We start from the raw sequence: 13,429 nt of genomic DNA on the forward strand, positions 1-13,429 counted from the left end.
ACTATAAGAAATCCAATAAAGTATGGACTCAACTTTTCATAATAGCTTACTTTTCATAATCCGTGCCGCCTTTCTGGTTGACTACGGCGATAACTGTCGCTTTTTTCGCCAAAATTCATCACCTCGCATTCTTTCATGTGTGCGCTTCATGTTTACCACCTCCCTCCAAGTTTCCCCGAAGCCATATCATGCCTTACCTTTGCGTCATAGTGGGCGCTTATGGTGTAGGGGGCATTGTATATCGAAGCAAGTAAATACTGCTTGATATTGCGAACATCGGTTGTGTTCTCTTTGAAAGAACTCATTACAAATCTGATGTGTTCAGAATCCAGCTTCATAAAACTGCTTTTGACAATTTCAATCGGCTTATCATCACTGGCAATCCGGATTTTCTGACGATTGCTGCACATGACCTCAACAATCAGATGTAGTATCAAATCGAGTATCTCATGGTCATACGGATAATCCTGTTTCAGATAGTCCATGGAAAGCTGTTCATAAAAATACTGATAATATCGGGTAAATTCGTCAGTCCCATCGACTTCCTTTCCACAAAAACCGGAAGAAAAGAAAGGATCAGTATCACTCAAATCAATATATTTAATATCAGTATTATTACCTTGTCCTTTTGACAGTTCCTGAATTGTGTTTTTGACAATTCAAGAATTGTCTTTCCACAGAACCGGAAATGAAGTTCTTTACATAGATCAGGTTCGGTTTCCCAAGTCCCTGTCGCTTGCGTTCTATCAGACCGCATTTCTTTTCCAGCTCATCCAGCAGCTTCACCGCTTTCTTTTCGGCACAGCCTAACGCCCCTTTGATTTCTTCAATGGTGAAGATGATATAGACACGGCCTTCCTCGTCCAACCAACCATTCCGAGCTGACAGGTTCATGCGGTCAAGCAGAATACCATAAAGCAGCTTGGCATCGGTTGATACATTCCAAAAGCAATCCTCGGTGAACAACACCTTTGGAACACGGTAGAATGTGAACATCTCCGCTTGCTGACCATAGAAATAATCATACGTCACTCATTCTCACCACCTCTTTCTGCGGGAAATACTCCTTTTTCAGAGGGGTTCTGCGGAAAGTCGTATCCTTCAGCTTGTACGGACAGCGGGCAAAAAAGCAGAAGCGGTACTTCCATCGTGGCTGATAATTCTCACAGTCTTTGCAGCACTTCGGCTTATCACGGCGATTGTATTCATACTCATACATATCAACGCACCCCCACTTCCTTCATAATCTTCCTGGTACACCAGCCGATGCAGGGATGATACCGCCCATAAGGACAGCCTTCACATTCCGACTTCGGCTTTGGGGGTACGGAGATTAAGTAGTAACAATTTTCTTCGCCCAGACAGCAGCCCTTTTTATTGTTTTTCCAGAAATGGCAGTAACGGCAGTCGTTTGGCTTGTCTGGGGAATAGACGATCTTACTCAAAAATCAAACCTCCAATCTTTAAGATTTACCCATGAATTTTGGGCATAAAAAAAGAGCGTCTATCCATCCCCGATACAGGGGCAAATAGACGCTCTATGTACATGGTAATATTCAATTTTATTTCTTATAACGGCTTAGCACTCGAAACATCCGCCTTTTGTATTAGCAAGGTTTTTAGCACGATTTTTCGCCTAATTAGCTGGAAGGGCATTTTCATTAGCAAAAACGGCCCTTTTTCTGCTAATGATTAGCAGAAATTTTTGTCTTATCACAGCAGTTCGATTTTTGAGGACTTGTCAAAACTCACAATTTGCAGTAAAATTTGAAAACATTATTTCGTCTCCGCAATCACACAGGAATTTGTTAAAAAAAGCCGAAAGTCCTTGAAAACAAAGGCTTTCGGCGTTGTTTGCTGGCGTCGCTAAGAGGATTTGAACCTCCGGCCTACCGCTTAGGAGGCGGTCGCTCTATCCAACTGAGCTATAGCGACGTATGGTCATCTATGATTATAGCCCGACGAAAGTCGAACTGCAATCCCTTATTCAATTTTCTCCGGTGGCCGTATCCGGCACAAATATAATTATATGTTATCTGTGCCAGATAGTCAAGTCTAAAGTTACAATTACAGCTGTGTAAAATCAACTCTTCCCTGCATCCATATACTTCCCTTAAAACGACGTCCTACCTGTGGTTCTCCCTGCAAGTCTGCCTTATTAATACAAATAACATAGTCCATATCATTACAGGAAAGATACAGTTCATATACCGTCTCCTCTGTATAAGGATTGACCGAACTGGTCCAATTCAAAATTGTCCCTAAAATAGAGTAGTTATCTGACTCCGAACCATAGGGAATAAAAGAATTATCTACAATAGAATAAATATCTTCATTTCTGGCTCTTCTTGAAATCATGGCGTAGGTATCTATTTCCTCTATTGTAAGACTATCAATGGCCTCCTGATTTCCTTCCTTTGCCTGTGCAATCAGCTTATTCCGCTGTTGTTTTTCTTGTGTCATCGTTTCTTTCTTCTTTTCATCTACCTCAATACCTAAAAGTATCTTTCCTTCGGTAGAAAGCCCGGAAAGAGTCAGCGGCACAATACGGCTGCTATCTCTCATTCCCTTACATTCCATATACTCAATAGCATTCTGCAAATAGAAAATTAAAGAAACACCAAGCCGCAAATCATCACACATACCTGTATAAGCATCCGTATCTATTCTTTTGTTGATATAAACATCTTCCTTTGCCGTTACACCCTGCCCCAGCAAAAATGGAAAATAATGCTCCAGATAAAAAAAGCCTTTTTCATCATAAATTCCACGAATTCCAATTCCCATCCGCTCTCCAAACAGCTTATACATCTCCGCCATAGTTTCTGTCTCGCTGATTTTATATTTTTTCAGCTGCATCGGCTGGTCCATGACTATACCAATAATCTTATCCAGCTCTTTTCTGTTCTTTAAATTGCTGAATCCAACTGCCCGCAGATAACTATGCATAATCACACACCTGCCCTTCTATATTCTAATTTATAAATGGCTGCTATTTGATAACCTCCATACCGCCCATATAAGGACGAAGAACCTCTGGAATACGGATAGAGCCATCTTCATTCAGATTATTCTCCAGGAAAGCAATTAACATTCTTGGTGGAGCTACTACAGTATTGTTAAGTGTATGTGCAAAATACTTTCCATTCTCTCCTACAACACGGATTTTCAGTCTTCTAGCCTGTGCATCACCAAGGTTAGAGCAGCTTCCTACCTCAAAATACTTTTTCTGTCTTGGAGACCATGCCTCTACATCGATGGATTTCACCTTCAAATCAGCTAAATCACCGGAGCAGCACTCCAGAGTACGAACAGGAATATCCAAAGAACGAAATAAATCTACGGTATTCTGCCACAGCTTATCAAACCACATTGGGCTCTCCTCTGGCCTGCAGACAACAATCATCTCCTGCTTTTCAAACTGGTGGATACGATAAACCCCTCTTTCCTCAATACCATGAGCTCCCCTTTCCTTACGGAAACATGGAGAATAGCTCGTCAGTGTATAAGGAAGCTTTTCCTCCGAAATAATTGTATCAATAAATTTACCAATCATGGAATGCTCACTGGTACCAATCAGGTATAAATCCTCACCTTCAATCTTATACATCATAGCATCCATCTCTGCAAAGCTCATAACACCAGTAACTACGTCACTACGAATCATAAAAGGTGGTACACAGTAAGTAAAACCACGGTTAATCATAAAATCTCTTGCATAAGAGATAACAGCAGAATGAAGTCTTGCAATGTCTCCCATCAGATAATAAAAACCGTTACCAGCTACCTTTCTTGCACTGTCAAGATCAATACCATTTAATTTTTCCATAATATCCGTATGATATGGAATCTCAAAATCAGGAACAAAAGGCTCACCATATTTTTGAACCTCAACATTCTCACTGTCATCCTTACCAATCGGAACACTAGGATCAATGATATTTGGAATAATCATCATAATATTCTTAATCTTTTTCTGCAGCTCATCCTCTTTTGCCTCCAGCTCAGCCAGACGGTCTGCATTTTGGTTTACCTGCTCCTTCATTTTCTCTGCCTCTTCCTTCTTTCCCTGGGCCATCAATGCACCAATCTGTTTGGAAAGAGACTTTCTGCTCGCCCGTAAATTATCAGCCTCCTGCTGAGTCTTTCTGCTCTCCAGATCTAGCTCGATGACTTCATCAACTAATGGAAGCTTTTCATCCTGAAATTTATTTTTGATATTCTGCCTTACAATATCCTGGTTTGTTCTGAGAAACTTTAAATCTAACATATTTTACCTCTTTTCTCTTTGTTTTCTTTTTAATAATAAGTCATTCTTTCTATTTTTGCAAGCTACTCTATCGTATCTTGTATAAAAAGTGTCAATTCTTTTACTAAATTTTTTTCTTTCCACTCTTTATAATCTTTTCCTTCTTTATCCTTTATCATGCGGATAACCGGCCTGGTAGGAAAATTCTCATTTTGTCGAAGAACAATACCAATCTCCCCTTTATTTGTTCGAACTAATGTTCCGTTTGGGTAAGCAGCCACAGACTGGTTAAATACTGCTGCAATGTCTCTGTCAAAGGCCCGACCTGCTTCTGCTACAATATATTCAATTACTTCATGTACCTTATAGCGTTTTGTATAAATTCCATATACCATCCTATCAAAAGTATCGCAGATATTTACAATCCTGCATCCCTTGCTAAGCTTATCTGCTGTCCGTTGAAAAGGATATCCAGTTCCATCAAGATGCTCATGATGATACAGTACGATTTCTTTTGCACCCTTTGTTACCCACCTTTCCTTTTCCACGTAATCATAGCCATATGCTGTATGCAAAAATATTTCCCGTGTTTCTGCTATATTCATCTCACTCTCTGATTTTTCTCGTATTGTATCTGGAATTTTCATAAAACCAATATCATGAAGAATACTTCCCTCTGCAATCTCCTGAATCTTCTTTTTTGAAAGCTTCATGCGGATGGCTAAAAAAACCGACATAGCACAAACATTAAGCGAATGGGAATACAACATTTCACTTTTATTTCTAACTCCTGATACACAAAATATGATCTCAGGACGCTCCAACATATCCTCAATGATGTGATCAGCTATTTCTTTAATTTCTGCCAAATTTTTTGCACTATTGCAAGATATTCTCTCCCATGTATCATTCAGTACTTCCTTACACTCATCTTTAATTTGCATTTCTGTTATTTCAGCTGTTTCTACACCCTTGCTGATTTCGTCTTCAACATAAATATATTCTATATTCAGGCTTTGTAGTCTGGAAATATATTCTTTTCGTAAACGCATTCCTTCTGGCATTAAAACAGTATCCAGATTTGTATATATCGTCTTTGCCAAAATTTCATTTCCTTGAATTGCATCTATATGTATTCTTCTCATATATGCTTACTTTTAGCTTCTTCTAACGCTTGTTTTTCTTCTTCAGAAAGTACAACTGCACATTCTCCCTTTATAACATCTTTGGAATAAATATAGCAGCCTTCTCTACTGCTATGCATAGCATTGATAATCCATCCATCATTATCAGCTGTAAGAAGAGCAAGCACAAAGCTTAATTTTCCTCCTATCTCCTGAAAAGCATCATATTTAATCAGTGCCATTTTTTGATAAGTATGCAATAAAGTATTATCTATTATTTTTAACCGCCCATTAATCTCAACAATATTTTCTTTTAATGTATCTACCTCTGAAAAACGCTTTATAATAACAGGCTCTAATGAATTACCATCTGCACCAGCCATAAAAGTCTGATATTTTTTAACCATCCGACTATGCTTTACAAAAAGTACAATTATAAGAATCATCAAAATTAGTATTGCTGCTAATGCTCCAATCAGAACATATCCTGCATCAATTCCTATCATATCAAATAGTTCCATTTCTTATTTCCTCCTACTTTACACTCATGAGTAAATCTGTAATTCTTTCCAATTCTTCATTTGAATAATATTCTATAGAAATTTTTCCCTTTCCATTTGTTTTTCTATCAATAGAAACCTTTGTCCCAATAATTGATTTCATCTTTTCTTCTAAATCACGATAAATAAAATCATTTTCTTCTTTCTTTTCTTTTTCCTTGGATATTTCTTTTTTTGTCAGAAGCTTCTTTACTAATTTTTCCGTTTCACGAACACTTAGATGTTCATCCAGGATTTTCATCGCTGTATTCAGCTGCAGATCTTCGTCCTCAATTGGAATCAAAGCACGAGCGTGACCGGCAGAAATAATATCCTCAATCAACATTTCTTGTACTTTTTCAGATAATTTTAAAAGACGCATAGAATTGGTAACTGCTGTACGGCTTTTAGAAACTCTTTCTGCTACTTCATCCTGTTTCAAATGAAACTCTGCAATCAATCTCTGATATGCTAAAGCTTCTTCAATCGGATTTAAATCCTCTCTTTGGATATTCTCAATAATAGAAATCTCAACGATTTCCTGCTCTGTATAGTCCTTTATAATAACTGGCACTTTCTTCAGACCTGCAAGTCTCGCAGCTCGCCATCTTCTTTCACCAGCAATAATTTCATAAAACTTTCCTTTTTTTTGTACAACCAGAGGTTGAATAATTCCATACTGTTTAATTGACTCTGCAAGCTCATGCAATGCATCCTCGTCAAAGTTTTTTCTTGGCTGAAGCTTATTCGGCTCTATTTCATTAATACCAATCAATGTTTCATGTGAAACATTATCCTTTGTTTCGGTTTTTCCCTTTACTGGTGGAATCATAGAATCCAGTCCCTTTCCAAGACCTTTTCCCAATCCGCGATTACTTGCTGCTACCATAAATCGTCGTCCTCTCTTTCAATTACTTCATCTGCTAAATCTCTATAGGCATCTGCTCCAACAGATTTACTATCATATACATTAATTGGAAGTCCATGACTCGGTGCTTCTGCTAAACGCACACTTCTTGGTATAATAGATTTATAAATGTTTTGATGCAGATTTTCTTTTACATTTTCAACCACCTGTAAAGATAAATTAGTTCTGGCATCATACATAGTAAATACAACACCTTCTAACTCCAAATCCGGATTCAGGCGTTCTTTTACTAAATTGATGGTGTGCATCAGCTGGCTTAATCCCTCCAGTGCATAATATTCACACTGAATAGGAACTAAAACTGTATTTGCTGTTGTCATTGCATTTACCGTTAAGGTATTTAATGATGGTGGACAATCAATAATAATATAATCATACTCTGTCTTAATTTCATCTACTGCTCTTTTTAATATAAATTCCTTTTCTTCAATTCCAATTAATTCAATTTCTGCTCCTGCTAAATTAACATTAGATGGAAGAATAGATAAGTTTTCAAACCGGCTTTGCTGTATACATTCCTGAATTGTTGCTTCACCAATTATCAGCTCGTAGATTGTATTTTCAACTTGATTTTTATCAATACCAAGTCCACTGGAAGTATTTCCTTGTGGATCTACGTCTATTGTTAAAACCTTCTTTTGTTTTTCAGCTAAACATGCAGAAAGATTAATTGCAGTAGTTGTTTTTCCTACGCCACCTTTCTGGTTGGCTATTGCAATAATTCTGCTCATAATAATCCTCCCATCCTTTGCTTTACTTTTCGCTCATGGGCTTTCGCCTTATAAAGCACATATTCACAGCTTCCTACAACCACAAGCTGTGATATGTACAAATTTTTGCACTGCTCAATGCATTCGTGAATATTATACCACATGTGGAGAAATAAAAAAAGGGATTTTAAAAGGTTTCATGTGAAACATTTTAAAATCTCTTTTTTATTTTATCTTAGTTCTACAATTCCATTCTTTATTGCATAAATAGCTGCTTGCGTTCTATCAGATACATCGATTTTCTTAAAAATACTTGACACATGATTCTTTACTGTTTTTTCACTTATGAACAATTTTTCTGCTATTTCTTTATTAAAATTTCCTTCTGCTATCAGTTCCAAAACCTGTATTTCTCTCTTGCTTAAGGAATCAAGTCTCCTTTCTTTTTTCTTTTCTAATTTTTTATTAAAATAAGGAGTAAGTGATGGTTCTATATACGATTCTCCTCTATTGATAGCATAGATTGCCTTTTTCAATACAGAAATATCTGAATCCTTAAGTACATATCCATTAATACCTATCTCTACTGCTTTCATTAAGTATTCTATTTCATTATGTATCGTAAGAATCAAAATTTTCACTTTTATCTTTTCTATCTGTATCATTTCTAAAACTTGTATACCATTCATCTGTGGCATATTAATATCTAATAGTAAAATATCAGGTACCTGCTTCTGAAGCATTTCCATACATTCTACACCATCATTTGCTTCTGCAATCACCTTTACTTCACCATCTAATTCCAATAATTGTTTCAGTCCCTCTCTTATCATGGAATGATCATCTACAATCGCAATATTTATTGGCATATTATTCCTCCCTTTCTATCGGAACCTCTACCAAAACACTAGTTCCCTTTCCTTTTTCTGTGTCAATTTTTATTTTACCCGAAAGCAAAGAGACTCTTTCTCTTATAATTAAAAGTCCAAAGTTTTTTCTATTTAAAGATATCGATTCCAGTTCAAAGCCCATACCATCATCAGAAACTTTAATTTCAATTTTTTCTGCATCAAAGCTGATACATATTTCAAATTCCTTGCATCTAGCATGCTTTTTTGCATTGTTATATAATTCCTGAATAACTCGAAAAAGAGTCATTGTAATAATAGATTTTATTCCTTTTGGTTCCTTGCCTGTAACTTCAAAAGTTATATTCATTGAATCATCTTCAAATTCCCTCTGAGTAATAAATCTTTCGATAGTTTCTACTAGGCCAAGGTCATCTACAGACATAGGGCGAAGATTAAAAATAATATTTCTTAATTCCTGAATTGTTTTGCGGAGCGTTTCTTTCATCATTTGTAACTCCAGTTTTGTCTGTACAATATCACGATCTGCAAGCTGTTTACATAATTCTGCTTTATGTATCAGCATTGTAAGATTTTGTACTGTAGTATCATGGAGCTCATTAGAAATTCGCTTCTGTTCCATTTCCTGAATTTCCAGTAGATAAAGTTTACTATTTTCTATATTTTTAATATTCTGCTCTTTTTCAAAACTACCCGCTTTTTTCTCCATTTTACACCATTTCCTTGTATTACTATACCCTCTATTATAATACAAATATTTCCTTTTGTAAAACCCTTCCGCTAATTTCACATTTTTTACTACAAAAAGAAAAAATAAATTGTAAGACTTGTCTTTTTAACATATAATAGTAATATAAACCGAAAATGGAGGGATTTGTTTGAATAAAAAAAAGAAGCTAACCTTAGCAGCTGTTATTACCGCACTTGCAACACTTATACTATACATTTTAAATAAGCTTCTCTTCTTCACCGCAACGATAAAAGAAACTCTTTTTTCCAACCATGGAAATTATTATGCCTGGCGGTTTGGTAAAATCTTTTATACAAAACAAGGAGAAGGCAGCCCCCTTCTTTTGATTCATGATTTAAATCCAATTTCTTCCGATTATGAATGGAAAGAGGTTGTCCACAGGCTGAAAAAAAATCACACCGTTTATACTCTTGATCTATTAGGCTGCGGCCGTTCCGATAAACCAAGAATGACTTATACAAGTTACCTTTATGTACAGCTATTATTAGATTTTTGTAAGCAGATTATCAAGGAACCCACTGATATTGTTGTTACTGGCCATGCCGCCCAGTCTGTATTGATGGCCTGCTCTATTGATGGAAGCCTTTTTAATAATATAATTTTAGTAAATCCTGACAATCTTACAGATACAGGAAAGTATCCGAAATATAAGCATAAAGCATTACAGTTTCTCTTAAATATACCGATTATCGGCACATTTATTTATAACACTGCTGTTGCCCGTAATATGATAGAGGAAGAATTTGAATGCCGCTATTTCGGTAGCCGGACTAAGGCTCCGGAAAAATACATTGATGCGTACCACGAAGCGGCCCATTTAGGTGGCAGCTCTGCCAAATACTTATATTCCAGTATCCGTTGCCGGTACACTAACACTTCAGCAGCTATAGCCCTGAAAAAAATTAACCATAATGTTATTATTTTTGCTGGAGAAGCTGTTCCTAAAATAAAAAATACGATAGCACAATATCAAAATTATAATCTATCCATAGAAGCTGTTTCATTAAAGGGTTGTGGCTATCTTCCTCAGCTAGAATTTCCACAACAGTTCTATGAAAATTTGGAGATTTATCTTAAATAAATCTATCACACAAAAAATCCTGAGATTGCTCTACAATCCCAGGATTTTCTTTTCCATTTCTATTTTTCACCACAGCTACACTTTTTACACAAATTTTCCCTCTTCAGCTTCATATGAATATGTGGAATTCCTGCATCATCAAAAACTTCCCCATATTTTTCAAAACCCAGCTTTTCATAGAAACCAACGGCTGTAAGCTGTGCACCTAAAATTACTTCCTCTGCTCCATGCAAAAATGCCTTATCAATTAGCATTCGCATAATAAAATCCCCATACTGTTTGCCGCGCTCTTCTTTTAAAACTGCAACTCTGCCTATTTTATAGGTATATCCATCATAGATAATGCGGCCGGTAGCCACTGCCTTGCCTTCCACATAAATTAAGGCATGAATTGCATAAGCATCCATTTCATCCAGCTCTAATTCCTCAGGTACTCCCTGTTCTTCTATAAATACCTTTCTACGAATTTCAAATGCATCCCCTAAATCATTTTCACCATTCAGATAAACACCCTTAACTATCATATTCTTCTCCTTTATTTTATTGGTTCCTTGGAAGGCTTTCCTCCCATTCTTGGATATTTCTCTTTTGTTTTTTCCAGCTTTTTTATTTTCATAAAGGATCTTCCAATATCCGAGCCTGGCAGGTTAAATTCCTGTATCTCCTCTACACAAGCTCCCAACACTTTAATTGCCTTTTGAGAAGCAGCTAATTCTTCTTCAATATTACCAGATTTATAAGGTATAAAATATCCACCTGTTTTTACATAAGGTATACAATACTCAGATAAGGTTGCCAGATTTGCTACCGCTCTGGATACACACAAATCAAAGCCTTCCCGGAAGCCTTCTTTCCTTCCAAATTCCTCTGCTCTTCCATGAATTGCTTCAATATCAGTTAATGAAAGCTCTGAAATAACTTCTTTTAAAAAGTTAATTCTTTTATTTAAAGAATCAAGTAAAATCAACTGAAGCTCTGGAAACAGAATTTTCAATGGAATTCCTGGAAATCCTGCACCAGTTCCCATATCCAGGACCTTAAGTTTTTTTCCTTCCAGATTAAAAATTTTTACTAAAGCAGCACTATCCACAAAATGTTTTACTACTACTTCATCAAATTCTGTAATAGCTGTCAGATTCATAACCTTATTTTTTTCCACAAGCATCTCATAATATCGGATCAGTTGTCCACATTTTTTATCATCTAATTCAATATTTAGGCTTTTCATAGCCTCTTTCAGCATCTTTTTCTGCTTCATGTATACACCTTTCTCCACCTAACCATTATTGTGGTTTTCTTCCCCGCAGCTGCTCCAGATACACTAAAAGTACGGAAATATCTGCCGGAGATACACCGGAAATACGAGAGGCCTGTCCCACGGAATGTGGACGGATTGCCTTTAATTTCTGTCTTGCTTCAATTCTAAGACTATATACATCATCATAATCCAGATTTTCCGGTATCTTTTTATTTTCTAGCTTTTTAAACTGCTCTACCTGTTTTAACTGACGATTGATATAACCCTCATACTTTAAATTAATATTTACCTGTTCAATTACTTCATCAGATAATGGCTTTCTGTTTTTATCAATTGGCGCTATATCCTGATAAGAAAGCTCTGGACGGCGAATCAGCTCTGCCAGAGTTGCACCTGAATTTAAAGGTGTGGTTCCCAATTCCTCTAAAACAGTCTGAACCTCTTTAGAAGCTCCTACACTGGTATGCAGGAGACGCTCAACTTCTTCTTTAATCTGATTTTCCTTTTCCAGTAAATGCTGGTATCTTTCTTCACTAATCAAACCAATTTCATAGCCTTTTTTTGTCAAACGAAGATCTGCATTATCCTGTCTTAAAATCAGACGATATTCTGCTCTTGAGGTCATCATACGGTAGGGCTCATGGGTTTCCTTTGTTACCAGATCATCAATTAATACACCAATATAAGCCTCCGAACGATCTAAAATCAAAGGCTCCTTACCGGTAAGCTTTCTGGCTGCGTTGATTCCTGCAATCAGCCCCTGGGCTGCCGCCTCTTCATAGCCCGAGCTTCCATTAAACTGCCCTGCACTAAAAAGCCCCGAAATGTTTTTAAACTCCAGACTTGGTTTTAATTGAGTTGCATTAATACAGTCATATTCGATTGCATAAGCATTTCTTACAATTTTAGCATTTTCTAGTCCAGCTACAGAACGATACATCTCTACCTGTACATCCTCCGGAAGAGAGCTTGACATACCTCCGATATACATTTCATTGGTATAATTACCCTCTGGTTCAATAAATACCTGATGACGGTTCTTATCTGCAAAACGGACTACCTTGTCTTCTATAGACGGACAGTATCTTGGCCCAGTTCCCTGGATGTTTCCTGAATATAAGGGAGAACGATCCAGATTATCCCTTATAATCTGATGTGTTTTTTCATTCGTATAGGTAAGCCAGCAGGAAATCTGCTCTCTCTCTAAGTCCTCCGGCCGGTTGGTAAAGGAAAATGGAACTATTTTTTCATCTCCCTTTTGCTCCTCCATTTTAGAAAAATCAATGCTTCTCTTATCAATTCGTGCCGGTGTTCCCGTTTTAAAACGATAAAGCTCAATTCCCAATTCCTTTAAAGACTCAGAAAGATGATTTGCTGCTGACAGACCATTTGGTCCGGTATAACGGCTTACATCACCGTAAACACATCTTGCCTTCAGGTATACACCAGTACAAAGAATAACAGCCTTGCATGGATAAACTGCACCAGAGGAGGTTAAAACTCCGGTAATTTTATTATTCTCTACTATAAGCTTTTCCACCTCATCCTGTCGAAGAGTCAGATGTTCTGTATTTTCCATGACTCTACGCATTTCCCCTGTATAATCCTGCTTATCTGCCTGTGCCCGCAACGAATGAACAGCAGGACCCTTAGACTGATTTAACATCTTAGACTGAATAAAGGTTTTATCTATATTTTTACCCATTTCACCGCCAAGAGCATCTATTTCCCGCACCAGATGACCCTTGGAGCTTCCTCCGATATTCGGATTACATGGCATCAGGGCAACACTGTCCATACTGACAGTAAACATGATTGTATTCATGCCAAGCCTTGCCAAAGCCAAGGCTGCTTCACATCCTGCATGTCCGGCCCCTACAACAACAGCATCATAGCTTTCATATGTGTAAGACATGTCTT

The 13,429-nt window shown here is 37.0% G+C and carries 16 protein-coding genes and 1 tRNA gene; 1 reads left to right on the plus strand and 16 read right to left on the minus strand.

The genetic code is table 11. The features are described 5' to 3' along the window. Window positions 1-152: 152 nt before the first annotated feature. The 13 genes from ASU35_RS20610 to ASU35_RS10240 form a co-directional block, all read right to left on the minus strand. Window positions 153-590, minus strand: coding sequence for a DUF6017 domain-containing protein (locus tag ASU35_RS20610; RefSeq protein WP_341416823.1), 438 nt, complete (start codon window positions 588-590; stop codon window positions 153-155). 25 nt (window positions 591-615) lie between these two features. Beyond that, window positions 616-1,032: a replication initiator protein A gene (locus tag ASU35_RS20615; protein WP_341416825.1), complete on the minus strand. Its 417-nt coding sequence runs from the start codon at window positions 1,030-1,032 to the stop codon at window positions 616-618. After that, window positions 1,022-1,219, minus strand: coding sequence for a hypothetical protein (locus ASU35_RS10190; RefSeq protein ID WP_058352919.1), 198 nt, complete (start codon window positions 1,217-1,219; stop codon window positions 1,022-1,024). Before ASU35_RS10190 ends, ASU35_RS20615 begins: the two co-directional genes overlap by 11 nt. Window position 1,220: 1 nt before the next feature. After that, window positions 1,221-1,445: a hypothetical protein gene (locus ASU35_RS10195; protein WP_058352920.1), complete on the minus strand. Its 225-nt coding sequence runs from the start codon at window positions 1,443-1,445 to the stop codon at window positions 1,221-1,223. Window positions 1,446-1,858: 413 nt separating this feature from the next. Next, window positions 1,859-1,935 (minus strand) — tRNA-Arg (locus tag ASU35_RS10200). Window positions 1,936-2,067: 132 nt separating this feature from the next. After that, window positions 2,068-2,949 carry a DUF3881 family protein gene (locus ASU35_RS10205; protein ID WP_058352945.1) on the minus strand — a complete coding sequence of 294 codons (882 nt, stop codon included), beginning with the start codon at window positions 2,947-2,949 and terminating at the stop codon, window positions 2,068-2,070. 43 nt (window positions 2,950-2,992) lie between these two features. Next, a complete protein-coding gene (gene serS / locus ASU35_RS10210; protein ID WP_058352921.1) occupies window positions 2,993-4,270 on the minus strand; it encodes a serine--tRNA ligase in 1,278 nt (425 codons plus the stop codon). 62 nt (window positions 4,271-4,332) lie between these two features. Continuing rightward, window positions 4,333-5,352 carry an HD-GYP domain-containing protein gene (locus tag ASU35_RS10215; RefSeq protein WP_172794630.1) on the minus strand — a complete coding sequence of 340 codons (1,020 nt, stop codon included), beginning with the start codon at window positions 5,350-5,352 and terminating at the stop codon, window positions 4,333-4,335. Between the two features lie 38 nt (window positions 5,353-5,390). Next, window positions 5,391-5,894 carry a DUF4446 family protein gene (locus ASU35_RS10220; protein WP_058352923.1) on the minus strand — a complete coding sequence of 168 codons (504 nt, stop codon included), beginning with the start codon at window positions 5,892-5,894 and terminating at the stop codon, window positions 5,391-5,393. A gap of 13 nt (window positions 5,895-5,907) precedes the next feature. Then, window positions 5,908-6,801 (minus strand): ParB/RepB/Spo0J family partition protein, encoded by an 894-nt coding sequence (locus ASU35_RS10225; RefSeq protein WP_058352924.1) that lies wholly within the window; start codon window positions 6,799-6,801, stop codon window positions 5,908-5,910. Then, on the minus strand, window positions 6,795-7,571 hold the full coding sequence (locus ASU35_RS10230; protein WP_058352925.1) for a ParA family protein: 777 nt from the start codon (window positions 7,569-7,571) through the stop codon (window positions 6,795-6,797). Before ASU35_RS10230 ends, ASU35_RS10225 begins: the two co-directional genes overlap by 7 nt. Window positions 7,572-7,780: 209 nt before the next feature. Next, window positions 7,781-8,419 carry a response regulator gene (locus tag ASU35_RS10235; RefSeq protein ID WP_058352926.1) on the minus strand — a complete coding sequence of 213 codons (639 nt, stop codon included), beginning with the start codon at window positions 8,417-8,419 and terminating at the stop codon, window positions 7,781-7,783. A gap of 1 nt (window position 8,420) precedes the next feature. Next, entirely contained in the window at window positions 8,421-9,128 is a 708-nt protein-coding gene (locus ASU35_RS10240) for a sensor histidine kinase (protein WP_058352927.1), read from the minus strand. 169 nt (window positions 9,129-9,297) lie between these two features. Here ASU35_RS10240 and ASU35_RS10245 point away from each other — a divergent pair, with 169 nt between their 5' ends. Then, on the plus strand, window positions 9,298-10,251 hold the full coding sequence (locus ASU35_RS10245) for an alpha/beta fold hydrolase (RefSeq protein ID WP_058352928.1): 954 nt from the start codon (window positions 9,298-9,300) through the stop codon (window positions 10,249-10,251). A gap of 59 nt (window positions 10,252-10,310) precedes the next feature. Here ASU35_RS10245 and ASU35_RS10250 read toward each other — a convergent pair whose 3' ends face one another. The 3 genes from ASU35_RS10250 to mnmG are packed head-to-tail and all read right to left on the minus strand — an operon-like array spanning window position 10,311 to window position 13,424. Further along, window positions 10,311-10,775 carry a GNAT family N-acetyltransferase gene (locus ASU35_RS10250; protein ID WP_058352929.1) on the minus strand — a complete coding sequence of 155 codons (465 nt, stop codon included), beginning with the start codon at window positions 10,773-10,775 and terminating at the stop codon, window positions 10,311-10,313. Between the two features lie 11 nt (window positions 10,776-10,786). After that, on the minus strand, window positions 10,787-11,509 hold the full coding sequence (rsmG, locus tag ASU35_RS10255; protein WP_058352930.1) for a 16S rRNA (guanine(527)-N(7))-methyltransferase RsmG: 723 nt from the start codon (window positions 11,507-11,509) through the stop codon (window positions 10,787-10,789). Window positions 11,510-11,534: 25 nt separating this feature from the next. Then, the gene (gene mnmG / locus ASU35_RS10260; protein ID WP_058352931.1) at window positions 11,535-13,424 is read right to left on the minus strand and encodes a tRNA uridine-5-carboxymethylaminomethyl(34) synthesis enzyme MnmG; all 1,890 of its coding nucleotides are present in this window, start codon (window positions 13,422-13,424) and stop codon (window positions 11,535-11,537) included. Window positions 13,425-13,429 lie beyond the last annotated feature (5 nt).

It is taken from the genome of Acetivibrio ethanolgignens (genome assembly GCF_001461035.1).
In the GTDB taxonomy this organism is placed as follows: domain Bacteria; phylum Bacillota; class Clostridia; order Lachnospirales; family Lachnospiraceae; genus Velocimicrobium; species Velocimicrobium ethanolgignens.